Raw genomic sequence first — 23445 nt, 5'->3', positions numbered from 1 at the left:
ATGAAAGGAGATATTTTTTAATGAATCTAGAGGTAGGAATTCGTTGGATGGAATTATTCAATGAAAAAGTTCAAAATGAAAAAGACTATCTAACCCAATTAGATACACCAATTGGGGATAGTGATCATGGAAATAATATGTCTCGTGGGATGGCTCACGTAGTGGAAGCCATTGAAGAACAGAAACCTGAAAATTTAAATGAATTACTAAAATTAGTTACCACAAATTTATTAAGCAAAGTAGGGGGAGCATCAGGCCCTCTTTACGCCTCAGCGTTTATGGGCATGATGAAAGCTGAAGCTGCTGGTGAAGAATGGGCGACGATTTTAAAAGCGGGCTTAGAAAACATTCAAATGCGTGGAAAAGCAGAAAAAGGCGATAAAACGATGGTTGATTTATGGACAGCTGTGGTAGAAGCTGTTAGTAAGGATGAGTTAACTCATGATTTGATTGATGAAGCCGTTGAAGCCACTAAGCCATTGAAAGCGAAAAAAGGTCGTGCGTCTTATGTTGGTGAACGATCAATAGGTCATATTGATCCAGGGGCTTATTCCTCAGGCTTATTATTTCATGCGATGTTAGAAGCGGAGGCAGAATAATGGAAAAAACAGGAATTGTTGTTGTTTCTCATGTCCGTGAAATTGCTGAAGGAATTCAGCGCTTAATTCAAGAAGTAGCAGCGGATGTGGATGTTCAAGTGGTTGGTGGAGTTAATACTCATGAAGTAGGGACAAGTTTTGATACTGCTTTAGCAACAATTAATAATAGCTCAGCCGATAATATATTAGCTTTCTATGATTTAGGTAGTGCTAAAATGAATCTGGAAATGGCTATAGAAATGAGCGATAAAACGGTTAAAATATATGACGTTCCAGTTGTTGAAGGAGCCTATACTGCCGCCGCTTTATTACAAACTGGTGTTGATCTTGAAAATATTGAGGAACAATTAAGAGAAATACAAATTGTAAAATAAAAAAAGGGGATTTCTATCATGTTGAAAGAAAATTATGATTTTATGATGCCTAGTGTGAACTTTTTTGGACCAGGAGTAGTGAAAAAGGTCGGTCAAAGAGCGAAAATGCTAGATATGAAAAAGATATTAATCGTTACCGATCAATTTTTAAATGAATTAGAAGGTGGGCCTGTAAAACAAGTTGAAGACTCCCTTCAACAAGCGGGTGTTGATTATGTAATCTATGATGGTGTTGAACCGAACCCTAAGATAGCGAATGTTGAAGAAGGTAAGAAAATTTATCTAGACAATGCATGTGACTCGATTATTTCAGTGGGTGGTGGTTCACCACATGATTGTGCAAAAGGGATTGGAATTGTCTTAACAAATGGAGACGATGTAACAAAACTTGCAGGAATTGAAACCCTAAAAAATCCATTACCACCGTTAATGGCTGTTAATACGACAGCTGGAACTGCATCAGAAATCACTCGCCACGCGGTTTTAACAAATGAGAAAACAAAATTAAAATTTGTAGTAGTTTCTTGGCGTAATGTTCCACTAGTTTCTTTCAATGATCCAATGATAATGTTAGAAATTCCTCCAGCACTAACGGCAGCAACAGGGATGGATGCCTTAACACACTGTGTTGAATCTTATGTTTCAACCAATAGAAATCCAATTACGGATGCACAAGCGGCTCAAGGAATAAAGTTAATTTCTAAATATTTAAGACGAGCAGTAGCCAATGGACATGATATTGAAGCAAGAACGAATATGGCTTATGCCTCTGTTTTAGCAGGTATGGCGTTTAATAATGCTGATTTAGGGTATGTTCATGCGATGGCCCATCAATTAGGTGGTGAATATGATGCAGCACATGGTGTTTGTTGTGCAGTCCTTATGCCTACTGTAGAAAAGTGGAACATCATTAGTAATCCTAAACGTTTTGCTGAGATTGCTGAGTTACTCGGGGAAAACATTGAAGGATTAACTGAAATGGAAGCAGCGGATCGAGCGATTGATGCGATGATTCGTATATCAGAAGATGTTGGAATTCCAACAAATATTAAAGATTTAGGAGCAAAACCAGAAGACTTTGAGAAAATGGCTGAAAATGCACTAAAAGATGGAAATGCCTTTTCTAATCCTCGAAAAGGGACCAAAGAAGAGATAATTGAATTGTTTCAACAAGCTTATGAAGCTTAAAGAACAATAAACTTTAGAAATCGTTAATATAAAATTTCTAGTTTTGTCGTAAATAATAATGTAGTGAATCCAAAAGTTAGAGTTTATATAATTCTTTATTAAGCAGCGAATTGAGTGTCTTGTTTTCGGAATGTTATCGGAAGCAAGCCTCTCAATTTTGCTTTAATTTTTTTGTTATTTATTAATCTATGTAACCCTCAATTTATTTTAGAGTGGAGTAAGATAACTTTTCTTTCCAAAAATACTTCTCTTGTTTAAAAGTCTAAATAATTTTTTTGGGTAAGTAATCTAGACAATTTCATTTTCTTTTCATTGTTTTTATTTTACTTATTCAACTATATTTTATATTATTCTCATTTCTACACTTCGAACCTTAAAAGATAAGAGTCACATAGGACATTTTCATTTATCAATCACTTAGCACAATACTTAAACAAAAAGCTTTGACAAAAATGAGCTCTTTGATATAATTATTGTGAAAAAAGTAACAAATAAGAAAGGAGGACAATAAACAATTTTTTATAATAGTGATAAGGATAAGATATAATTGTTTCTTTTTATTGTGAATAAATATACTATATTGGAAGTGAGGGAAAATAATGACAGATAAAAAACGTAAACATTCAGTAAAAGTATTTTCATTATTTTTGACTTTAGTGTTAATTTTATTTACCAATACAGCGTGTGGGTCTGAAGCTACCGATTCAGAGGTAAATCAACCAGCTAATGAAGATATTGAATGGGACTATGAAGCAGATGTTGTCGTTGTGGGTGCGGGAGCGTCTGGACTACCGGCTGCTCTAAAAGCTTTAGATGAAGGTTCTTCTGTACTTCTAGTTGAAGCAAATTTTGACACAGGAGGTCACGTCGCAGTGAGTGAAGGACAATTTCATTCAGGTGGTGGGACAGTCGATCAAGAAAAATGGGATATCGAGGATTCAGCAGATTTATACTACTATGATCATACCCGAGGAACTTCTATTAATTCTCGTTACAATGATAGAGAGTACGTTCGGTCAATTGCCAATGCAATGGCAGAAACATACGATTGGATGTTAGATAATGGAGTTAAAACTTTAGATGTCGAGCCAATGGTCCGTGCTTACTATCGAGATGGTGGGAATGATGGCGATAGCGTTGGACGCATGACATATGTTGATGCTTCAGACTGGGAAAATACATATACAGGAACAGAAGCCGCAGGTATTGGGGTTAGTCGCCCACTTGAGCAAACGCTTCATGAAGAGGGGGCTGAGTTCTTGTTGAACTATCATATGGATAAAATTTACCGTGAAGATATCTTTGATGGTGAAGTCATCGGTATTCAAGCAAGTTACAGTCCAACTATTCTTCCAGGAGAAACAGAACCGTTAGATAGTTTGATGAGTGAGGGAAATATTGAAGAAACAAAAGAAAATGTCAATATCAAAGCAAATAACGCTGTTATTATTGCGACAGGTGGCTCAACTGGGAATGTTGAATTCCGTACAATGTTAGACCCACGTCTTGAGGAATATATGGATGGGCTTGCCGGAATGCCATTCTCTGATCAAGATGCTTCAGGTGAGTATGCTGCAATGGAGATTGGAGCTGCGTTAGGAAGTTTGGGTAATTATACTTCTGTGGTAGGAGCAAATATTACAGCCCCCCAACGTTTTGGTACACAGTATGGATACGGTCGGGGTTGGACAGAAGATAGTGTCATTTGGCCACTGGTTCGTGCCAATGGTATTGTACCGGATTATGATAGTTTAGTCATAGTTAATATGGTGGGTGAACGAATTGGTAACGAGGATCAGTACGCTCTACCACAAATGGATACAGCTCGTGAATCATTCTTTGATCAAGCATTAACAGGAACGGTTATTGATCCTGAAGGCGATGGTAATGCAGAAACTTATGGTGGTCCTTTATGGGCGATTATGGACCAAGCGGCTGTCGAACGTAATGGATGGGATATGGATGCTGAAGGAGTCTTAGATTACGAAGAGGGCTATGCGTTTAAAGCAGATACTTTAGAAGAACTGGCTGAAATGGTGATTAATAAATATCATGAGGATATTGAAATGGATCCAGAAATTCTAGCAGATACGATTGCACGCTATAATGAATTTGTTGAAAATGGCCATGATGAAGATTGGGGACGTGAAGAAACGCTTGTTCATACTATTGAAGAAGGACCATACTATGCTTTATGGGCAACTCCAAGTATGCATGATACGTTAGCAGGTATTCGTGTGGATGGTAACATGCAGGTGATTGATATTTACGGGCAAAAAATCCCTAGATTATTTGCTGTAGGTGAAGCAAGTGGTGGAATGCGTGTTCATGGACTTGGTCGAGTCATGACAAGTGGATACATTGCTGGACGTGCTGCCGCTTCTGTTGATGAAAATGGATTTGCTACTGCTGACACATCTCTCAATCCTGAATATGAAGGCTCAGAAACAAATGATTTAACAAAAACAAATAAGGCGGAATATTTCTCTGATCGTGGACTCAGTCAGGAGACAATGACACACTCTGAGAAAGAAGCGGAAATTGAAGAGTGGGAGCAAGATTCAAAAGGACAGCAGGATGAAGACGAAACATCAGAATCGGAAAATGAAACAGGAGATAATGTTTTTATAGGACAATCGAATGATGGTTTTGGAGGACGTATCATTGTTGAACTCACTGTAGAAGATAATCAAATGACAGATATTCAAATTACAGAGCAATCCGAAACAGTAGGAATCGGCGTTGAAGCAATAGAAGAATTAGCTAAACAAGCTCTAGAAGAACAATCTGCCGATTTGGATGTGATTTCTGGTGCAACTGTATCGTCCGATGCCTTTATGGATGCTTTAAATAAAGCCATGGATGAGGCTGGTTTATAGTATTCTAATTATAATCAATTTCTACACCCCATCTGAAATATTTAAATAAAGAAGGAGTATAATTCCCATGAGTGGAATTTATACTCCTTTTAATCATAAAATAATGCTATTTATTTTTTCAAAACGGGCATCCAAACTTCACTGTAAGCATAATTTTCTTTCTCTTCAGACATCTTTGTAAATGAAAAGACAGGTGCTTGAATGACTTCATAATCAGAAACAGATAGCCACTCAGAATAGATTCGTGCATATGTGTTTTGAAGGGTTTCAGGGAAAGGTCCTTCATTTGGAAAGACAGCCCAAGTATATGATGGTACTTCAATAACATCTAAACGATTACTCACATTTTTTTCAGAGGTTAATACACCAATTAAATGCGTTAATTCCCCTTCATCTTTCATAAAGTTATGATCATGTTCATAAGAGACGTTGACAATTTCTTTAGGGTCCATATTCATTAAGTTGTGCATTTCATTTCTTTGCTCTTCTGTGATGCTTTGTGCGAGCTCAATGATTGCATTATTTTCTCCTTCAAATCGCATAGGGACTCGTTTACTTACCCCAGCAAATTTAAAAGCAGGCATGTTGATAATGTTGTAATCCATATTTTTTCCTCCTTTAACATCTATATAGAATGAAAGCTTAGGAAATGATTTACTAACACCAGTCTTTGTAACTTCTGAGGGTAAAGATCCACTCCAAGATTTAAAAGCACGGGTGAAACCATCAATGGATTGATAACCATATTTAAAGGCCACATCGGTTACACTCTCACCATCAAGCAAATCTTTATTAGCTTCTGATAATTTACGATTTTTGATGTATTCACTGAGGGAAAGACCGGATAAATAATAAAATACTTTTCGGAAATGATAATCCGATATTCCAATAAAGTTAGAAATATCCTCAAGTGAAAGGTCTTCTGATAAATGGTTTTCAATGTAATCAATGGCTTGGTTTAGTTCTTTTAACATCTTTTCCCTCCATCCATGAATAAAGAATAACATAACCATATAGATAGTACTCGACATTATTATACAAATAATGTCGATATGGACGGACTGATTTAATTTATTTATTTCAACATCAAGAAATCAGAAGACGATTCTTATAATGGAAAGAAAAATGATATAGAATTTTTGTACACTACGATAAAATTGTCTTCTTCCAAATTTTAAAAAAAGATTTCGAACTTTAAAGGCATATCGTTTGTTTTATGATTTATTTGAATATAAGATGGGATTATAACCTTGATGAATGATCAAGGAAAAAAAGATATGGTTCTAGTCGTCATTTGCTGGCGAAATAATCTTGTTAGTCAATATAGCTGTGCTATTTAGAAAAGCTTAGAATTTAAACAAAATATTTTATAAAAAAGAAGGGAAGTCATAGTATGAATAAAGATACATTTGAAGGTAAATGGGAGCAAGTTAAAGGTGATGTCCAGAAGAAATGGGGAAAGCTAACTAACGATGATTTAGATGTTATAAAAGGTGACTCTAAAAAGTTAGTTGGAAAACTTCAAGAAAAATATGGGATGACAAAAGAAGAAGCAGAAAAAGAAGTAGACAACCATAAATTTTAATGTTTAATTCTTTTGTGATTTAATTAAACAAACATATTTCTATCAAAAATCATTGATTAGTTTCTATTATCTAATCAGTGATTTTTTGTCATTTTGGAATAATTATATTAGACAGTTATAAAACTTGTCATTCTTTGATTTATCCTATGAATCAAATTATACTTATATTTAAGAAATAAAGGAGGAAATAATTTGAACACACTAATTGCAGTCGCCATCGCCCCATTTGGAGAAGGGGACGAGTTGTCAAAAGAAGTCGCCGAAGTGATTAAAGTAATAAGAGACTCTGGTCTTCCTAATCAGACAACCTCTATGTTTACAGAAATTGAAGGACCATGGGACGAAGTGATGGAAGTTGTAAAAGAAGCAACGTTTGTACTGGCAAATAAAGGTATTCGGACAGAGGTCATTTTAAAAGCAGATATAAGACCTGGATTTTCCGATACTATGAATAAAAAAATAGAAAGCATCGATAGAATTCTTGGAGATCAAACGAAGGAATAAATTGACCAAAAGAAGCGATAAATCTTTTAATAGAATTGAATAATCTTAAAGCTCAAGATAATATGACAACAAATAGAGAACGCGAGTTATAATTTAAACGTTAAGTATTGTAGGATTATTTGTTTTAAATAAGTACCCAAGAAAGGGATTGATGTGAGATGCCAAAAGATAAAAAGAAAAATTATTATCTTAGTTACGGCGTTGGTTTTGGATTAATTGGGGGGACTTTTCTTGCTATTTTTTTTAGGTCTGTTTCTTGATACGCCATTCGTTTGGGCTTTTGGACCTGGCTTGGGTATGCTAGCTGGAATAATGATCGGTATTATTATGGATTCAAATGAAAATAAGGAATAAATTATTTTCAAAATGACATTGAAAAATCAATTTGTTTTAAATGAAATTTTGACAAACTAAATTACCGAACATTTAAAGTTACAAAATTAATCCTTTTCTTAAATAAAAAGAAACATCTATATAATAGATGCTCCTTCAAAAATACTACAAAACAGATTAACCAAAAAAACGTTTGATTTCGATGGTTGCTGCTTCTTTGCAATCCGAGCCATGGATAATATTTTCAGTCGTATTGTTTGCATAGTCGCCTCGAATTGTTCCAGGTAATGCCTCATAAACATTTGTGGGCCCCATTAATTGACGCATCCCCGCAATAACATTTTCTCCTTCCACAACCATGCCAAATACTGGGCCAGAAGTCATATAGGCTTCGAGGTTAGGATAAAAAGGTTTATGTAATAAATGAGCGTAATGTTCAGCAATAACTTTTTTGTCTAAGGTCATGAGTTTGGCTTGAGTGATCTGATAACCTTTTTTCTCAATGCGCGATACAATTTCACCTATGAGACGACGTTTTACTGCATCAGGTTTTAACATGATATATGTTTTTTCGTTTACCATTTTCTCCCACCTAACTGTTTTATATAAGTATAGCATAAGGCTTCTGACAGGCGAAAAGTGATGTTTCAAAAAAATAAGCCTATCGGAATAACCAATAGGCTTATATTTAAAACCAATCATATTTATTTTTCGCGTTTAACTTCGATTCGATAACCATCAGGGTCGGTTACAAAGAAGTAAGAAGGAGTCCCTCCTGAAAGACCTTTTAATTCACCCGTTTCGTAAGCAGAATTTTTACAAATTTCATGCATTTCTTCTAGGTCACTAACTGTTACTCCTAAATGACTAAAGCCATCACCTATAGTATATGGATCAGCATCATAATTATAAGTGAGTTCAATTTGTACAGAAGAACCCGGAGAATTTAGATAGATTAAGTCAAACTTATCTTCTGGGAATTCTCTGCGGCTAGCCACTTCAAAATCGAATAGATTCGTATAGAAATCTAAAGTCGCATCAATATCTCTAACACGTAGACAAATTTCAACTAGTTCTTGGTTCACAATATCATCCTCCAATAATTTCTTAGGTTTATTCTAACATGAATAAATGAAATAAACATATTATTCACTTGGAGGGTATTAAAATTAAGAAGCTTATTTTTAGAAAGAGTCCTTTTTGCTAACTTAAAGGAGTTGCTTAGCTGATTCAACTTTTATTTTAAGTAGTTTATTCATAAAAGGAAACTCAGCTCGCATTTGTTCAAATTCATCCCCAGAATCCAAGAATTCTGCTTGACCTTCAAGCAGAAAACCTGTTCCTTGATAGTTATTAAAACCTTCTACTTCACGGCTTCCCAAAGTCAAGATGACTTCTTTATTGACTAATACATCCGCTTGAACACTTGTAAATCCTGCAATCGGAATTAATATCCTTTCATCGTCAGTAATACGAAGATATGAATTCCAAGTACAACGGACATTGGGCGTATCTCCACTTCCCCATGAAGTTACAGAAACAACGCCTTCCTCGTTAATGACCTCAAAAAACTTTTCACTTAACATAGTTACCTCCTATAGTAATCTTTTATAGTGTTTAAAGTATACGACATTTTTGAATGTTTATACTTGATGGGCGTCAAGTTTGGAGAGTTTTTTTAACGTCAAGTTATATTTCGTATAAACTTTGTACAGCTGAGAAGAGATCATCCAGACAAAGCATATTATTAAGATTTATAAAAAATACATGTATAATAAAAAATAACGAACAGAAAATTCTGTATGTAGTTTGAAGAAAAGTTTATTTTATGAAAAACTACTAGAATTATTAACCGTAGAAATCAAAAGTAAGGATGATAAAGATGATTAAATTCTGTGATGTATCCAAAGTATATGACACAGGAAAACATGCTGTTACTGGCTTAAACTTGAATATTAAAGATGGCGAGTTCTTTGTTTTAATTGGTCCTAGTGGATGTGGAAAGACAACAACGTTAAAGATGATTAATCGCTTGATTCCATTGACTACCGGGTATATTTATGTGAAAGATAAACCTATAACCGAGTATAACATCCAACAGTTACGCTGGAATATGGGGTATGTTTTACAACAAATTGCCTTGTTTCCTAATATGACTGTAGAAGAAAATATTCGAACCGTACCGGAAATGAAAAAGTGGTCAAAAGATAAAATGAAAGATCGTGTAACCGAGTTGCTTGAAAGTGTAGACTTAGATGCAAAAAATTATCGTCATAGAAAAATATCTGAACTTTCCGGAGGCGAACAACAGAGAGTTGGAGTTTTAAGAGCATTTGCAGCAGATCCTGATATTATATTGATGGATGAGCCTTTTAGTGCATTAGATCCTATTAGTCGTCAGAATTTACAAGAGGATGTTGCTAAAATGCATAAGAAATGGAACAAAACTATTGTGTTTGTTACACATGATATGCAAGAAGCTATGTCTTTAGGTGAACGTATTGCATTAATGGAAAAAGGGAAAATTGTACAGGTTGGAACACCGTATGAAATAATCAATCACCCTAAAAATGACTTCGTCAGACAATTTTTAGAGTCAGGAAATATTGAGACGGCTGAAGATCAAACTATCCAACAACTGATTGATGAAAAATATTTCTCATCCATAGAATCTCCAGAATCTACCGAACAAATGAATATCGTTTTAAGTCCTGAAGATTCAGTCAATGAACTCATTGTTGCTCTTTCAAAAGAAACTTCAGTTTTCATTGAAAATAGACAGACACAATCATTTTGGAAAATAACAAACAAAGAAGTCATGGCTTATCTAGCAGCAAATATTGAAAGTAGAGGTGATGCTAGATGAATGAATTTATAACTATTTTTGAAAATCGTAAAGAATTATTATGGTCGGCTGTTGTTGAACACATTCAACTTTCTTTTATCTCTTTATTTATTTCCGTTCTAATCGCTGTTCCTTTAGCGATCTTTTTGACCAATCATAAAAAGCTAGCTAGCCCAATTATTCAAATAACGGCTATTTTTCAAACCATTCCTTCACTGGCTTTGTTAGGGCTCATGATTCCGTTGGTAGGAATTGGAAAAGTACCAGCAGTTATCGCCTTATTTATTTATGCTTTGCTACCGATATTAAGAAATACATATACAGGTCTTACTGATATCGATCCTTCTATAGTAGAAGCAGCAGATGCAATGGGGATGAGTCGTTTACGAAAATTAATAAAAGTAGAAATACCTATCGCAATGCCGGTTATAATGGCTGGAATTAGAAATGCAATGGTCTTAATTATAGGGACAGCAACGATTGCCTCTTTAATTGGTGCAGGTGGACTTGGAAGTTTAATTCTATTAGGAATTGATAGAGGGAACAATTATTTAATTCTATTAGGGGCTATCCCAGCAGCCATATTAGCCGTTGGATTTGATTATTTACTCAGCTTTTTTGAAAGAACTTCTTTCAAAAAAACACTCACAATGCTTGGAACAGCTACGGTTATTATCCTCGCATTCCTCATTATTCCTTTAATTTCAGGGGAAGATAAAGAGATTACAATCGCTGGAAAATTGGGTTCAGAACCTGAAATAATTATGAATATGTATAAGGAACTTATTGAAAGCGACACGGATCTTTCTGTTAATTTAAAGCCTAATATGGGGAAGACGACTTTTGTTTTTAATGCTCTAAAATCTGGAGAGATTGATCTTTATCCCGAATTTACTGGAACCATATTAGCCACTTTCTTGAATGAGGAAGCTCAGTCAACCAGCGAAAAAGAAGTCTATGAACAAGCTCGAAAAGGCTTAGAAGAAGAGTATGATATGGCTTTACTTGAACCGATGTCTTTTAATAATACCTATACCTTAGCTGCAACGTCTGATTTAGCAAAAGAATATAAATTAAACAAAATATCAGATTTAAAAGATGTAGAAGATAAGGTTAAAGTAGGCTTTACACTTGAATTTACGGATCGCGAAGATGGCTATTTAGGCATTCAAAATCTTTATAATATTACTTTTGAAAATTTAGTAACCATGGAACCTAAGTTACGCTATTCAGCAATTGAAACAGGTGACATCAATCTTTTAGATGCATATTCAACGGACAGTGAATTAGAAGAATACGGACTGGTGCCTCTTGAAGATGATAACGAATTATTTCCACCTTACCAAGGGGCTCCTTTATTGTTAAATACGACATTAGAAGAGTACCCCGAGTTAGAAGAAGTGTTAAATAAACTTAGTGGGCAAGTAACCGATGATGAAATGCGTAAAATGAATTACGAAGTCAACGTTAACAACCAAGATCCACAAAAAGTAGCACAAAACTACTTAAAAACAAAAAAGCTAATTAAATGATGAATAGACGTTAATTACAAGTCCATGTGGGCTGAATATGAAGATATTTATGTGGATATTATTTGTGAGTTTTACTATGATTTCAACAATTGTCCATCTTTACTTTTATAAGATAAATAACTCTCCATCAATTACACTAAACATGTAACTGGTGGTTTTTTATTTAGAAATTGGATGAATACAAGCTTTCTTGGATATGGATAATAAAAAATAAATAGAAATTGACTATTGGTCAATCGCTTGTTATAATACAAAATATCAAAAATGACTATTGGTCAATTTGGGAGAGGAGAAAATTATGATTGAAGGTATTGGGTTTACAGTTAGAGAAAAAGCTCTATATTTAGCAGCTTATGAATTATTTACGGAAAAGGGTATTACTGAAACAGCCATTAGCGATATTGTAAAAAAAGCTGGAGTAGCCAAAGGAACTTTTTACACCTATTTTAAAAATAAGGAAGATATTTTAGAAAGACTTATTTTAAATAAAAGTATGAAAGTATTAGATGAAGCAATGACGATCACAAAAGAACAAGAAGTTGCTGACTTCAATGAAAAGTTATTCCTTTTTATTGATTACATTATCGAATATTTTAAAAAAGATCCTCTGATGCTTAAACTCATTCATAAAAATTTGTCTTGGGGGCTTTTACGAAAAACTCGCCCGCACTATCAAGAGATGGATGCTATTTATTTGATGTTTAAAAAAGAATATGAAGATAAAAACATGACAGAATTAGAAATTGAAAGTCTGTTATTTATGATTGTCGATTTAGTAGGTTCGGTTTGTTATCACTCGATTATTTTTGAAGAGCCTGCATCTATCGATCAAATGAAACCTATTTTGTTTAAAACAGTAGAAAATATTATTTAGGAGATGCATGAATGGAAAAGTTTGGAAATTTTATAGCCAAGCATAGAAAGATTGTTTTATTGATTGCAACGGTACTTTTACTTCCAGCAATTTATGGCAATGCAATGACTAAAATAAACTATGAAATTTTAACCTATTTACCAGAAGAATTAGAATCAGTTAAAGGTCAAGAGGTATTAAGCGAAGTGTTTAATGATTCGGCTAGTGGAATGTTAGTCATTGAAAACATGGAAGATAAAGAAGTTGTTAAAACGAAAGAAAAGATAAAAGAAGTTGAAGGCGTTCGAGATGTTTTATGGATAGATGATTTTGTAGATATTTCTATACCAAATAGTATATTACCTGAAAATGTGAAAGATATTATCTATCGTGAGAACTCAACATTACTATTAATTAACTTTGATGGGGAAACTTCTTCACCCAGCACTCAAAAAGCGATTGAAGATGTAAGAAAACAGTTAGATAAAAGAAGCTTTTTAAGTGGGATGGCTATTTTATTAAAAGATACAAGAGATATGTCGGATAAACAAACACCTATCTATGTAGGAGTTGCTGTTGTTTTGGCGACGGTTATTCTCATGCTTACTTTGGAGTCGACATTTGTTCCTTTTGTTATCTTGATGAGTATTGGTTATTCGGTTTTATATAATATGGGAACCAACATTTTTCTTGGAGAAATTTCTTATATTACCCAGTCATTAGCAGCTGTATTGCAGTTAGGGGTTACTTTAGATTACTCGATTTTCTTGATACATCGCTATGAAGAAGAGTCGAAAAAACAAGAAGAGAAAGATCTTGCCATGGGAACGGCTATTGCTAAAACGGCTTCCTCAATCTTTGGGAGTTCTTTGACTACAGTTGCTGGATTTTTAGCGATTGCTTTCATGGAATTAACCATTGGTAAAGATATTGGGCTTGTTATGGCTAAAGGAGTTATATTCGGCTTTATTTCTGTTTTAACCGTTTTACCAGCAATGATTTTGGTTTTTGATAAATATATTAATAAGTATCGTCATGGAACTTTATTACCAGAATTTGATCATTTAGCTAATTTTGTGACCAATCATTATCGAGGATTAATTGCTTTTGGTATTCTTTTATTCTTTCCAGCTTATTATGGACAAAATAATAATGATGTTTACTATAACTTAGATGAATCCTTACCAAAAGACATGGAATCGATTGTTGCTTTAAATAAATTAAAAGATGAATTTGATATGAGAACAACACATATGATTGTTTTTTCTGATGACGTACAAAATTATGAAGTTCTTGAGATGATTGATGAAATTGAAGAGGTAGAAGGAATTGAGAATGTTTTAACGTATCAGAAAATAATTGGCCCAAGAATACCTGAAAGCTTTATTCCTGCTAGCTTTAAAGAAAAATTCGAAAAAAATGGCTACAAACAAATTCTCGTCAATTCTGAATATAAAGCAGCTACGGAAGAAGAAAATGAACAAATTGAAGAAATAGATAAGATTGTTAAAAGCTATGATTCAAATGGCATGATTACTGGAGAAGGTGCATTGACAAAGGATTTAACTGAAATTGCGGATCGAGACTTTGATCGAGTGAATATTATTTCTTTTGCGGCAGTATTTGTCATTATTCTGGGTGTATTTAAATCCATTTCTATTCCTTTCTTTTTAATTTTAATTATCATGTTGGCTATTTTTGTCAATATGAGTCTTCCTTTCTATTTGGGAGAATCCATTCCTTTTATTGCTGGAATTGTAATAGGATCTATTCAATTAGGGGCAACGGTTGATTATGCGATTTTATTAACGACAAGGTTTAAAGAAGAAATAGAGAATGGTTTTGATGTAGTTCCCGCTATGAAAATTGCGGTTCAAGAGTCAGCTAAGTCTATTGTAACGAGTGGACTTGCATTTTTTGGTTCGACAATAGGAGTTGCTGTGATTTCTAAGATGGAGATTGTAAAAAGTTTAAGTTTAATGATAGCAAGAGGTGCTTTAATTAGTACATTGCTTATTTTACTTGTATTACCTGGTGTTTTAATTGCGGGCGAAAAATTGATTGCAATAACGACAATGAATTGGAATAAGGAATTAATCGAGGAGAGTAAATAAAATGAACACAAAGAAAAATACTTACAAATGGTTATCAACAGCGATGGTTATTCATTTAATGATGCCAACATCAGTTCTTGCGGCAGAAAAAGTTTCAAAAGAGGAAACAGTCTATGTTGAATTAGATAGTGTTGGTAATACAGTAGACAAAATATCAAGCATTTGGCTACATTCAGAAGCTCCTTTACACGAATTAAAAGATAAAAGCACTCTAAAAGATGTGGTAAATGTCAAAGGGGACGAGGAACCAACAATTAAAAACGATGAGCTAAATTGGTCAACTGAGGAAAAAGAACTCTATTATCAAGGAAATCCAACGGAAGATTTACCACTAAAAGTAAACATCCAATACTTTTTGAATGATCAAGAAGTTGTTCCAGAAGACATTGTTGGGAAATCCGGAAAATTTAAAATGAAAATCACAATAGAAAATACAGATGTACGAACCATTAGTTTGCAAGATGGAGAAAAACGGAATGTATATACTCCTTATCTAGTAGGAACAACGGTTAATCTAGCAACTGATAAATTTGAAAATATTGAACTGAACACGGGACGATTAGTTTCAGATGCGAGCCATCAAGTGGCTGGCTTTGTTTCTCTACCAGGATTAAAAGAAAGTTTAAACCTTGATGATGAATTAATAGACTTACCCGATCATTTAGAACTAACAGCGGATGTTGAAGATTTTGAGGTCCCTTCACTTGCAATTGTTGCAAAATCAGAATTACCTGAAATGGAAGACCTCGAACTATCAGAAGATCTTGAAAGTTTAATGGACGGAATTGAGCAAATGATGGATGCCGGTCAGGAGTTAACCAATGGGACAGGAGATTTAGCGACTGGTCAAGTGGAATTAGATCATGGAATCAATCAACTAGATCAAGGAATACAACAAATTAAAGAAGGAACAAACCCTCTATCTCAAGGGACGTTAAAATTGGATGAAGGAATGAATAGTGCTTATTCAGCTAGTAAAGAAATAAGTAAGGGGGCACAACTTTTAGCTGATAATTCTGAAAAATTAAGTGATGCCTATGTACAATTAGCGGATGGAACGATTCAATTTAGCCAAAAATCCTTAGAGTTATCTAAAGGAATCAATCAATTGGGTGAAAAAGTAGCGACTATTCCTGACGCTACAAAGCAATTAAATCAAGGGATGTCTGAAGTTGTGACGAATATGGAATCCATCTATCAAGGCCAAGCGGCATTAACAAGTGGTCTAAATGAAACAAAAAATGGGATCACTCAAATTAAAAATGGAAAAGCAGAAGAAGCTCAAGCGATTGAATCATTAAGAGAAAATACTAAAACCTTAGAATCCTTAGTTTCTCAACTAGAAGAAGGCGAAACCAAAGAGCAATTACGTACAGCAATTGTAGCGCAAAAACAAGGTCTAGAAGGAATATCAGCCTCTAGTCAACAACTTGTAGGTGCTCTTAAAGAAGTTGAAAGTGGTATGAACAATGCGGCAGCTTCATCCGAACAGTTAGCAGAAGGATCTAAAGAAATTAATCAAGGACAAGCAAAAATTTCAGAAGGTCTTACAGAATTACAAAAAGGAACTGAAGAGATTCCTGCAGCTACCAAGCAATTTGAACAAGCCAGTCAACAGTTGAGCCAAGCATCTGGCCAAATAAAAGAAAAATCCCTTGAAGCTAAAAAAGCTGCTGGACAATTTACCAATGGTAGTGCTGAATTAGCCCAAGGAAGTAACCAATTATCTAATGGTATATCAGAATTAAAATCAGGTAGTCATCAATTAAACCAAGGACTTGGAGAACTATCTAGCGGAGTCAACGAACTTGCTGGAGGTAGTCATCAACTGAAAGACGGAAGTAGTCAATTAGTTGAAGGAACCAATAAATTAAATGATGGAATGAATGAATTCTATGAAGAAGGCATTGAAAAAATTCATTCTAAAGTGGATAATTCTGATTTAGATCTTGCTGGGATGTTGGAAGTAAAAGATGAATTGATTCAGTTGTCAAAAGAAAATGATAGCTTCTCTGGAAAATCAGAGGAAATGGATGGCGATCTTAAATATATTATGAAATCTGAGAATGTAACAGAAGATGAAGAGGTTGAAGAAACAGAAACTGAAGAAGACACTAACCAAAATAAAGGATTTATAAACTGGTTAAAATCACTGTTTAATAAATAATATCGCTTCAGGAAAATAAAGAGGATATAATTTTAGAGTAAATTAAATTTTTATTTAAAGTTGTTAATTAGAATCGTTTTAATTTACTGGTTTAAATTTATAAGGTATACTATTTATAACATAAAATAAATCAAAGGAGAATGGAAAATGGGTATTGATGAAAAAGATTATGGTAAGAAACCACATGTTGTAAATATTGAAGATCTAACAAAAGAAAACGTAAATTATCGAACAACAGTTTGGACAGGTGAAAATTTACAAGTAACCGTTATGAGTATCGAACCTGGCGATGATATTGGTTTAGAAGTTCATAATGGAATTGACCAATTTATTCGAATTGAAGAAGGTCAAGGGTTATGTAAAATGGGACCATCTGAAGACAACTTAGATTTTGAAGTGGAAGTAGCGGATGATGATGCTGTTTTTGTTCCAGCAGATTTGTGGCATAATATTGAAAACACAGGAGATACACCACTTAAGTTATATACCATTTATGCAGGACCAGATCACGTAGAAGGAACTGTACACCCTACGCATGAAGATGCAAAAAATGATCCAAATGAACATTAATAGTTATTAAAAAATATAATTCTTTACTCTTAAAGTCAATGAATATTCTAAAGAATTAAAATTAAATCGAATTAAAAAGACTCACCTCAATATAGGGTGAGTCTTTTTATGTAGCTTTTAATTAATAATTTCCGAAATGCGGTCCCACACCCATTGCCTTTTGCCATTTTAAAAGCTCAGATACTGTCACAAATTTATAGCCATTCGCTTCTAAATTTTCTAATACTGTGGGGAGTGCATCGGCAGTTGTTTCATGGATATCATGCATTAAAATAATGGCACCATTTGAGACTTGACTTGTTATTTCTTGGTTAATGGCCTCTGGATCACGTGATTGCCAATCAAGAGAATCAACAGACCACATAATAATGGGTTGATTTAAATCTGTTGCTTGTTTGATTACCTGATCATTATAAGCGCCATAAGGGGGGCGAATATAAACTGGATTATAACCCGTAATGTCTTTTATGAGTTCATTTGTATAATTGAGTTCTTCATTCAATCGATCATTATCTGATACTGTTAGATCAATATGTGTTTGAGAATGGTTTCCTATCTCATGACCTTCTTGAGCCACACGCTGAACAAGTTTTGGGTAATATTCAACTTGGTTTCCTAACATAAAAAAGGTTGCCTTGGCATTGTGCTCACTTAAAATATTTAAAATTCGAGGGGTGACAGAAGAGTGAGGACCATCATCGAATGTTAAAGCAACATATTTTCCATCAGGATCTAAATCATCTGCAGGTCTCTGATCAACAATTTGTGTATCATCATCTTCTTCATTGAGGCCAGATCTGTCTAGAAAATTTTTGGCTTCAGTAGTCAATAAAGGCTCAATTTGATCTATTGGAATCACTAAATGAACGGCGCCAACCGCTCCAATTGCTATTTCATATTCATCCCAATAAACAGAGAAGTTTTCTTCATTTATCGACCATTTCAATTCTTTTATTTGCTTCAAAGAGTCATCTAATAACTCCTCTATAATTCCTTCAGAAAGTTCAGGGTCATTGGCAATTACTGCTAAAATAATTTCTTTAAATTCAGTAATATTTTCATCGCTTAAATCGATAAAATCCTCTAAAGACAAGAAATTATCTTGAGAAATATCAAAAGTATATGTTTGATATTTTGTAAAACCATTCGCTCCACCTGTAATTTGGTAACCTTCAAAAATAAAGTTATAAATGGAATCCGTAATAGGTATCGTCGTCAAGTGAATATTTAACAACGATTGGAAATTATTTGATGGAGAAGCTTCAACTTCCTCTAAAAATTTTTCTTTTTCATTCGTTAACCACGATTGAATAATGTCATCAATTATTTCATTCTCAATTGTTGGTGTGTTAATAGCATAAACGTACTTATCAGTTTCTTTTGTGACAGTTTCTAAATGTATTCCTGGGAAGTGACTGTCGTTTACTTCAATTTTTTCTTCTTTGTTGAGGTCTTTACCGCTAGAAGTTTCATGAGGAAACCATATCTTCCAAAAAACAAAAAATAAAAATAGAATAAAAACTAAGCTACCCAAACTAACTATAATTTTTCCAGCCTTTGTCAATCTTTTCATTCATAACTACCTTTCCAAGCGATTTTATTCTATAATACTCTTAAAAAATAGGTTAATCAATGTTATATAGCGGTCTTCAACAATACTATTTTGGAAACTTTAAACAGACTTTTGACCCAAATTAGTTATCCTTTAATTTAATTTTACAGTTAAATTTAGGCAGGTCGCAGTGAGCTGTATCATAAGAAGATGAATTGTGTACTATATAGAAAACATAAAGTGATCTAGTTGCAGCTAATAAATGAATACTGGAATAGGTTGTCTGATGATAAGTAGTTTTTTTAAAATAAAAAAGGCTTAAATGAGTAAATGTTAAGCTTCCTTAAAGGGGAAGTATTTTAGATATTACTATTGAGTTCATTGAATATGGAGAAAAAAGAATAATTAATATTAATAATATGAAATTAACACAGACGAATATAAACATAAAATCTTCTGAGCTTTCAAAGTCAGAAGATTTTTGAGATGATGAGCCTAATGAAGAGGAGGAGAGATGTTGATGAAAAAAATAGTAAGTTCTTTATTTTTACTCTTAATATTCCTAACTGGATGTAGCAATAAAATTGATTTTGTTGAAGAAGGTCCTTTTGTTGAATTACAGCTTTATTCTGCTTCAGAAGGGACATATCTTGATCATTTCCCAGAAATTATTACTGTTTCTAGTAATGGCGAGGTAAATTTATTCACGGAAGAGATGGTAAGCCGATCGGGTCGAGTTGATATGAAAGTCGATGAAGATGTTCCTAAAGTTGAAAAGAAAATTTCAGCAGAAGAAGTGGAAAAAATTAAAGAAGTCATCGAAAAAAATAGGTTTTTCTCTCTACCAACGGATGTAACGGATTATGGAGTCATGGATGGTGGGGGTTCGAAAATTACTGTTTATGGAAAAGATCAAGAAAAAACTGTCGGCGGAGAAAATTCTAATAATGACAAGTATCTTGAGATAAGAAAGATTATATTTAAGCAAGTAAAAGACGAGTATTATGATTGGCTTGAAGAAACGGAAGACTATTTATTTGAGTTGAATGGATAGTGTACAGGACGAACAATATTTATGATTTTGTACAAGGAGAAACTGAATGATTAAAAATCCTTATCGCAAAAAAATTAAAAAGAGTTTTCTTTTAAATATTCGCTGTGGACATTGTAAGAAAGATTTTGCTGTTTATCAGAAAGTGGGACGTGGGAATGTTTTGAGAATGTATGTTTCACGAATTATTGAATGTGCAGTTGATTTAAAACCACTTCCCAGTCAATTAAATTGCCCAAATTGTGGTCAATATATTGCAGATAAAATTGAATTAAAAGAAAAATCAGCTATTGCTTATCGAATGAGACGGAGTAGTTATAACACGGAAGAAATTCATTCGTAATCTATTCTTAATTGCTGATAGCAATGACAAAACAGTTACTATTCTCTTTTTAGAAATTGGTCATCGAAGAGAAATTTATAAATAAAAAGCAACATAATAGACCCTCTAAAAAGATACTGAAAAGTTAATGTTTTTAAAAGATTTTATTGTTGTAATGTGTAATTTGCTAACCTTATATGGCTTGTTACAATAAGAATTGAGTAAAACTCAACTTCATTCCAGGATATTTAATAAAAAAGCGATAATCCCTATGTAGACGGAGATTATCGCTTTTTTATTCTTAATTTAGATTCAAGTTCTTATCCATTGAAAACAGTTAGTGTTTGGAAGTATTGGAAAGTTTTCTTATTGGTTGGTATAAATTTTTATTTCTTTTTTTAATTCTTGAATCAATTTCTGGTTGTTCGTTACTTCCAATAATTCGAATCCTTTTTCATAATAAACAGAAGAGTTAGCAAAATCTAAATTGTCTAAAAGAATTCCTTTTCGTACATAAGATGCTGCTAGATGGATATATAGATGATGATCAATGCAAAAGTTAATAAGATTTTCAGTCGTGCTTAATGCAGTGCTATGTTTTCTGTTTTCGATTAATAGAAGAACATAGTTGATCTGAAGGTTAGCAGATAATTTACTTACTTTTCCTAATTTTTTATATTTCTCTAAACGCTTTAACACTAAGTTTACGATAGAACCTGCTGTTTCAATTGGGAAAAGGTAGAGTATGCTATTAATTAAGCGAATATCGTATAAATACCAAGTATCATGCTCTTTAAGTCGTTTCCAGATTAGAGCGACTTGTTTATTCGCTGTTTCATAGTCGTTGTTCGAAATCGAATATAAGGCTTCAAAGATCGCTAAGAGTTCATCATCTCGTTGAGTTGGTTTTGTGATAGCTTTTAATTCATCAATAGTTTTCATCATTTTTGTTTTATTTCCCGGTTCCAATCGATTTAGACGACTTAATTGCTTTCCTGGATTTTGTTTATAATCACGGTGAATATATAGAAACTCATCAATCGTCATACCTAACTGGTCTAATAAATCCACCATTTTGACAAAAGGAATATCAATTTCTCTATTTTCAACTTTTGAATAATTTGATTGTGACATAATCCCACTCGAAATTTTATTTTGACTGATATTCAAACTTTCTCTTATTTTTTTTAGTGTCAGTCCATAATCCTTCATAAAATCCCCCTTTTATTCAGATATAACTATTATAACTCATCTTTATAAATGTCTGTTAAATTAATTATAAGAAAGGGGGGTTGCAAAGTGAAAAAAATCTTTTTAATGTTTTTTAGTACACTATTATTTATAAATAGCTTTTCCGCCATAAATTATTCGGTAGCAGCACAATTATTTACTGACGAAGTTAAAACAAGTCATTATAAGAAAGATATTTCCCCAACAGGAGCATGGTTTACAGAAGATGATGAACTTCCATAAAAAATTATATAAATACAGAGATTGGCAGTATAACTAAAATTAAAAAGAGATAGGAAAATGAATAAAATCAAAAATATCAGTATAAGTTTACTCTTTACTTTATTTTTAAATATAGTCTTACCTATTGGCAGTGTAAAAGCTGCTTCAAAAGAAATAAGTGATCCTATAATCACTTTTAACAACATAGAATATAGTTTAACTGAAAATGAAAATAACGAATTTATATTGAAAAATCTGGTAACTGGAACTGAAGATATCTTAACTTTTTCGGAAAATAAAAACGGAATAAATCAAGTTACTTTAAATGAAAGCACTGGAGAACAACATGTAATCGAAAATGAGATCAAAACAGGTGAAGTGACATTAGACAGTCAAGATATTTCAGAAATAGAAAGTTCAATTATTACATCTGAACCCGCGGACTTTTCTTTATCAAGAGTTGGATATTCATGGAAATATATAAGAACCCAAAATAGTAATACAAATGTGGCCTATAGAAAGCTCAGCTTAATTGTTTCTATAATATTAGCAATAACACCAGTTAGTCCATCTGTGGGTGTTGCAACAGCTGTAGCACAATATATTATAGACAATAACTTAAAAACTTTATACACTCAGAGAAAAGAATACTATCGATCAGATAAAACTAACATACACAAATATAAAGTTAGTTACTATAAATATTCAAATTATACAGGTTTAATTAGATCTACAAGTTATACTAGAGATATATATGGTAATGTACATGGTTAATTCTATTTTTAAGTTGAATATATAATTTGTTAATTTTATTCCAATTTTCCTATATTGAAAAATTGCCCTGCTTATTTGTACTGTTGTAGTATAATTGTTGTATTTAGTAAAAATAGATAGATTGATAAATATTAGCAGAATTAAGCGAAATTAAAATATAAATAAGGAGAGTAATAAAATGAAGTGCCCATATTGTGAAGAAGAAATGGATAAAGGATTCGTTCAAAGTGCTAGGAATATATTTTGGTCTACTGAAGAAAAGAAACTGGTTTTTGCACCTGGGAAATCAGATGATATACCTATTGCTAGTGGTTTTAATGGTGCTACTAAAGAATCATATTTTTGTAAAAACTGTAAAAAGATAATTATAGATTTAATAAATGATTAACTATTTATTTAACAACAGTCACTACGACACATTATTTATAGAGCATAAAAAATGAGTTTGTCTTAATGGCAATTATGATAATCTACATAAATCAAAAGAAAATCTATCACTTCAAGGTTCGTTTTTTTTGACGAGCCTTTTTTCATATTTTCTTTTGAGTTAGTCATAATGTTATCTCCATATTAGTTAAGTACTACCCACAGATAAAATTTATTGTTTTTAATGATATGTACCTAATAATCTGTCATTTAAAAAGAAAGCTTTACAAGAGCGCATTCGTTTTATATAATTGTTTAGATGCTTAAAAATAAGATTCACGTTTTAGATGAAAGTTATGAAAACTCTCATTCTTAGTTTTTATCT

The 23445-nt window shown here is 33.0% G+C and carries 23 protein-coding genes; 17 read left to right on the top strand and 6 right to left on the bottom strand.

Translation table 11 applies throughout. The annotated features are described in order from the left end of the window. Positions 1 to 20 precede the first annotated feature (20 nt). The 4 genes from dhaL to BUB96_RS01240 all read left to right on the top strand — a co-directional run bounded on the left by dhaL (position 21) and on the right by BUB96_RS01240 (position 5040). Positions 21 to 599, top strand: coding sequence for a dihydroxyacetone kinase subunit DhaL (gene dhaL, locus BUB96_RS01255; protein WP_073295019.1), 579 nt, complete (start codon positions 21 to 23; stop codon positions 597 to 599). Further along, positions 599 to 973 (top strand): dihydroxyacetone kinase phosphoryl donor subunit DhaM, encoded by a 375-nt coding sequence (gene dhaM / locus BUB96_RS01250; protein WP_073295016.1) that lies wholly within the window; start codon positions 599 to 601, stop codon positions 971 to 973. Before dhaL ends, dhaM begins: the two co-directional genes overlap by 1 nt. 21 nt (positions 974 to 994) lie before the next feature. Next, complete coding sequence (locus tag BUB96_RS01245; RefSeq protein ID WP_073295054.1) at positions 995 to 2161, top strand: iron-containing alcohol dehydrogenase; 1167 nt, start codon at positions 995 to 997, stop codon at positions 2159 to 2161. Between the two features lie 599 nt (positions 2162 to 2760). Next, positions 2761 to 5040, top strand: coding sequence for an FAD-dependent oxidoreductase (locus BUB96_RS01240; protein ID WP_073295011.1), 2280 nt, complete (start codon positions 2761 to 2763; stop codon positions 5038 to 5040). Between the two features lie 110 nt (positions 5041 to 5150). Here the strand turns inward: BUB96_RS01240 and BUB96_RS01235 are convergent, their stop codons facing one another. After that, the gene (locus BUB96_RS01235) at positions 5151 to 6014 is read right to left on the bottom strand and encodes an AraC family transcriptional regulator (protein ID WP_073295008.1); all 864 of its coding nucleotides are present in this window, start codon (positions 6012 to 6014) and stop codon (positions 5151 to 5153) included. 419 nt (positions 6015 to 6433) lie between these two features. On the opposite strand from BUB96_RS01235, the gene BUB96_RS01230 reads away from it, so the two are divergent. Both BUB96_RS01230 and BUB96_RS01225 read left to right on the top strand, forming a co-directional pair. Continuing rightward, positions 6434 to 6625 carry a CsbD family protein gene (locus BUB96_RS01230; RefSeq protein WP_073295005.1) on the top strand — a complete coding sequence of 64 codons (192 nt, stop codon included), beginning with the start codon at positions 6434 to 6436 and terminating at the stop codon, positions 6623 to 6625. A 192-nt stretch (positions 6626 to 6817) separates the two neighbouring features. After that, positions 6818 to 7129, top strand: a complete 312-nt coding sequence (locus tag BUB96_RS01225) for an MTH1187 family thiamine-binding protein (RefSeq protein ID WP_073295002.1) — start codon at positions 6818 to 6820, stop codon at positions 7127 to 7129. Between the two features lie 510 nt (positions 7130 to 7639). Here the strand turns inward: BUB96_RS01225 and ndk are convergent. From ndk to BUB96_RS01210, 3 genes are all read right to left on the bottom strand, one after another. Next, entirely contained in the window at positions 7640 to 8044 is a 405-nt protein-coding gene (ndk, locus tag BUB96_RS01220; protein ID WP_073294998.1) for a nucleoside-diphosphate kinase, read from the bottom strand. Positions 8045 to 8166: 122 nt separating this feature from the next. Beyond that, positions 8167 to 8547, bottom strand: coding sequence for a lactoylglutathione lyase (gloA, locus tag BUB96_RS01215; RefSeq protein WP_073294994.1), 381 nt, complete (start codon positions 8545 to 8547; stop codon positions 8167 to 8169). A gap of 123 nt (positions 8548 to 8670) precedes the next feature. Continuing rightward, a complete protein-coding gene (locus BUB96_RS01210) occupies positions 8671 to 9048 on the bottom strand; it encodes a pyridoxamine 5'-phosphate oxidase family protein (RefSeq protein WP_073294990.1) in 378 nt (125 codons plus the stop codon). Positions 9049 to 9344: 296 nt separating this feature from the next. Here BUB96_RS01210 and BUB96_RS01205 point away from each other — a divergent pair, with 296 nt between their 5' ends. The 6 genes from BUB96_RS01205 (at position 9345) to BUB96_RS01180 (ending at position 17543) form a co-directional block, all read left to right on the top strand. After that, complete coding sequence (locus BUB96_RS01205) at positions 9345 to 10328, top strand: ABC transporter ATP-binding protein (protein ID WP_073294986.1); 984 nt, start codon at positions 9345 to 9347, stop codon at positions 10326 to 10328. After that, a complete protein-coding gene (locus tag BUB96_RS01200) occupies positions 10325 to 11839 on the top strand; it encodes an ABC transporter permease/substrate-binding protein (RefSeq protein WP_073294983.1) in 1515 nt (504 codons plus the stop codon). The genes BUB96_RS01205 and BUB96_RS01200 overlap by 4 nt, the downstream gene beginning before the upstream one ends. 298 nt (positions 11840 to 12137) lie before the next feature. Then, positions 12138 to 12713: a TetR/AcrR family transcriptional regulator gene (locus BUB96_RS01195; protein WP_073294980.1), complete on the top strand. Its 576-nt coding sequence runs from the start codon at positions 12138 to 12140 to the stop codon at positions 12711 to 12713. 11 nt (positions 12714 to 12724) lie between these two features. Further along, positions 12725 to 14806, top strand: coding sequence for an efflux RND transporter permease subunit (locus tag BUB96_RS01190; RefSeq protein ID WP_073294977.1), 2082 nt, complete (start codon positions 12725 to 12727; stop codon positions 14804 to 14806). A gap of 1 nt (position 14807) precedes the next feature. Next, positions 14808 to 16973: a YhgE/Pip domain-containing protein gene (locus BUB96_RS01185; protein WP_073294974.1), complete on the top strand. Its 2166-nt coding sequence runs from the start codon at positions 14808 to 14810 to the stop codon at positions 16971 to 16973. A 147-nt stretch (positions 16974 to 17120) separates the two neighbouring features. Beyond that, complete coding sequence (locus BUB96_RS01180; RefSeq protein ID WP_073294971.1) at positions 17121 to 17543, top strand: cupin domain-containing protein; 423 nt, start codon at positions 17121 to 17123, stop codon at positions 17541 to 17543. 121 nt (positions 17544 to 17664) lie between these two features. Here the strand turns inward: BUB96_RS01180 and BUB96_RS01175 are convergent, their stop codons facing one another. After that, positions 17665 to 19116: a polysaccharide deacetylase family protein gene (locus BUB96_RS01175; protein WP_073294968.1), complete on the bottom strand. Its 1452-nt coding sequence runs from the start codon at positions 19114 to 19116 to the stop codon at positions 17665 to 17667. Positions 19117 to 19615: 499 nt separating this feature from the next. Here BUB96_RS01175 and BUB96_RS01170 point away from each other — a divergent pair, with 499 nt between their 5' ends. Together BUB96_RS01170 and BUB96_RS01165 are read left to right on the top strand one after the other, a co-directional pair. Then, entirely contained in the window at positions 19616 to 20149 is a 534-nt protein-coding gene (locus tag BUB96_RS01170) for a hypothetical protein (RefSeq protein WP_073294965.1), read from the top strand. A 46-nt stretch (positions 20150 to 20195) separates the two neighbouring features. Beyond that, positions 20196 to 20489, top strand: a complete 294-nt coding sequence (locus tag BUB96_RS01165; protein WP_073294962.1) for a hypothetical protein — start codon at positions 20196 to 20198, stop codon at positions 20487 to 20489. A gap of 345 nt (positions 20490 to 20834) precedes the next feature. On the opposite strand, the gene BUB96_RS01160 is transcribed toward BUB96_RS01165, so the two are convergent. Then, on the bottom strand, positions 20835 to 21680 hold the full coding sequence (locus tag BUB96_RS01160; protein ID WP_073294959.1) for a helix-turn-helix domain-containing protein: 846 nt from the start codon (positions 21678 to 21680) through the stop codon (positions 20835 to 20837). A gap of 87 nt (positions 21681 to 21767) precedes the next feature. Here BUB96_RS01160 and BUB96_RS10365 point away from each other — a divergent pair, with 87 nt between their 5' ends. The 3 genes from BUB96_RS10365 to BUB96_RS01150 all read left to right on the top strand — a co-directional run bounded on the left by BUB96_RS10365 (position 21768) and on the right by BUB96_RS01150 (position 23082). Beyond that, a complete protein-coding gene (locus tag BUB96_RS10365; RefSeq protein WP_159431714.1) occupies positions 21768 to 21941 on the top strand; it encodes a hypothetical protein in 174 nt (57 codons plus the stop codon). A 57-nt stretch (positions 21942 to 21998) separates the two neighbouring features. After that, complete coding sequence (locus BUB96_RS01155) at positions 21999 to 22694, top strand: hypothetical protein (RefSeq protein ID WP_073294956.1); 696 nt, start codon at positions 21999 to 22001, stop codon at positions 22692 to 22694. A gap of 178 nt (positions 22695 to 22872) precedes the next feature. Beyond that, complete coding sequence (locus BUB96_RS01150; protein WP_073294951.1) at positions 22873 to 23082, top strand: PF20097 family protein; 210 nt, start codon at positions 22873 to 22875, stop codon at positions 23080 to 23082. Positions 23083 to 23445 lie beyond the last annotated feature (363 nt).

This window comes from Atopostipes suicloacalis DSM 15692 (assembly GCF_900129085.1).
Classification (GTDB): domain Bacteria; phylum Bacillota; class Bacilli; order Lactobacillales; family Carnobacteriaceae_A; genus Atopostipes; species Atopostipes suicloacalis.
Note: the sequence above shows the minus strand (reverse complement) of the source record. Positions and strands in the feature narration are given on the sequence as shown.

Bases quoted from the DNA above. Each gene is read 5' to 3' on its own strand.
- dhaM (WP_073295016.1), top strand. From the start codon at position 599: ATGGAAAAAACAGGAATTGTTGTTGTTTCTCATGTCCGTGAAATTGCT.
- BUB96_RS01150 (WP_073294951.1), top strand. From the start codon at position 22,873: ATGAAGTGCCCATATTGTGAAGAAGAAATGGATAAAGGATTCGTTCAA.
- BUB96_RS01170 (WP_073294965.1), top strand. From the start codon at position 19,616: ATGAAAAAAATAGTAAGTTCTTTATTTTTACTCTTAATATTCCTAACT.
- BUB96_RS01165 (WP_073294962.1), top strand. From the start codon at position 20,196: ATGATTAAAAATCCTTATCGCAAAAAAATTAAAAAGAGTTTTCTTTTA.
- BUB96_RS01240 (WP_073295011.1), top strand. From the start codon at position 2,761: ATGACAGATAAAAAACGTAAACATTCAGTAAAAGTATTTTCATTATTT.
- BUB96_RS01195 (WP_073294980.1), top strand. From the start codon at position 12,138: ATGATTGAAGGTATTGGGTTTACAGTTAGAGAAAAAGCTCTATATTTA.
- BUB96_RS01155 (WP_073294956.1), top strand. From the start codon at position 21,999: ATGAATAAAATCAAAAATATCAGTATAAGTTTACTCTTTACTTTATTT.
- BUB96_RS01160 (WP_073294959.1), bottom strand. From the start codon at position 21,680: ATGAAGGATTATGGACTGACACTAAAAAAAATAAGAGAAAGTTTGAAT.
- BUB96_RS01205 (WP_073294986.1), top strand. From the start codon at position 9,345: ATGATTAAATTCTGTGATGTATCCAAAGTATATGACACAGGAAAACAT.
- BUB96_RS01185 (WP_073294974.1), top strand. From the start codon at position 14,808: ATGAACACAAAGAAAAATACTTACAAATGGTTATCAACAGCGATGGTT.
- ndk (WP_073294998.1), bottom strand. From the start codon at position 8,044: ATGGTAAACGAAAAAACATATATCATGTTAAAACCTGATGCAGTAAAA.
- BUB96_RS01235 (WP_073295008.1), bottom strand. From the start codon at position 6,014: ATGTTAAAAGAACTAAACCAAGCCATTGATTACATTGAAAACCATTTA.
- BUB96_RS01210 (WP_073294990.1), bottom strand. From the start codon at position 9,048: ATGTTAAGTGAAAAGTTTTTTGAGGTCATTAACGAGGAAGGCGTTGTT.
- BUB96_RS01175 (WP_073294968.1), bottom strand. From the start codon at position 19,116: ATGAAAAGATTGACAAAGGCTGGAAAAATTATAGTTAGTTTGGGTAGC.
- BUB96_RS01190 (WP_073294977.1), top strand. From the start codon at position 12,725: ATGGAAAAGTTTGGAAATTTTATAGCCAAGCATAGAAAGATTGTTTTA.
- dhaL (WP_073295019.1), top strand. From the start codon at position 21: ATGAATCTAGAGGTAGGAATTCGTTGGATGGAATTATTCAATGAAAAA.
- BUB96_RS01180 (WP_073294971.1), top strand. From the start codon at position 17,121: ATGGGTATTGATGAAAAAGATTATGGTAAGAAACCACATGTTGTAAAT.
- BUB96_RS01230 (WP_073295005.1), top strand. From the start codon at position 6,434: ATGAATAAAGATACATTTGAAGGTAAATGGGAGCAAGTTAAAGGTGAT.
- BUB96_RS01200 (WP_073294983.1), top strand. From the start codon at position 10,325: ATGAATGAATTTATAACTATTTTTGAAAATCGTAAAGAATTATTATGG.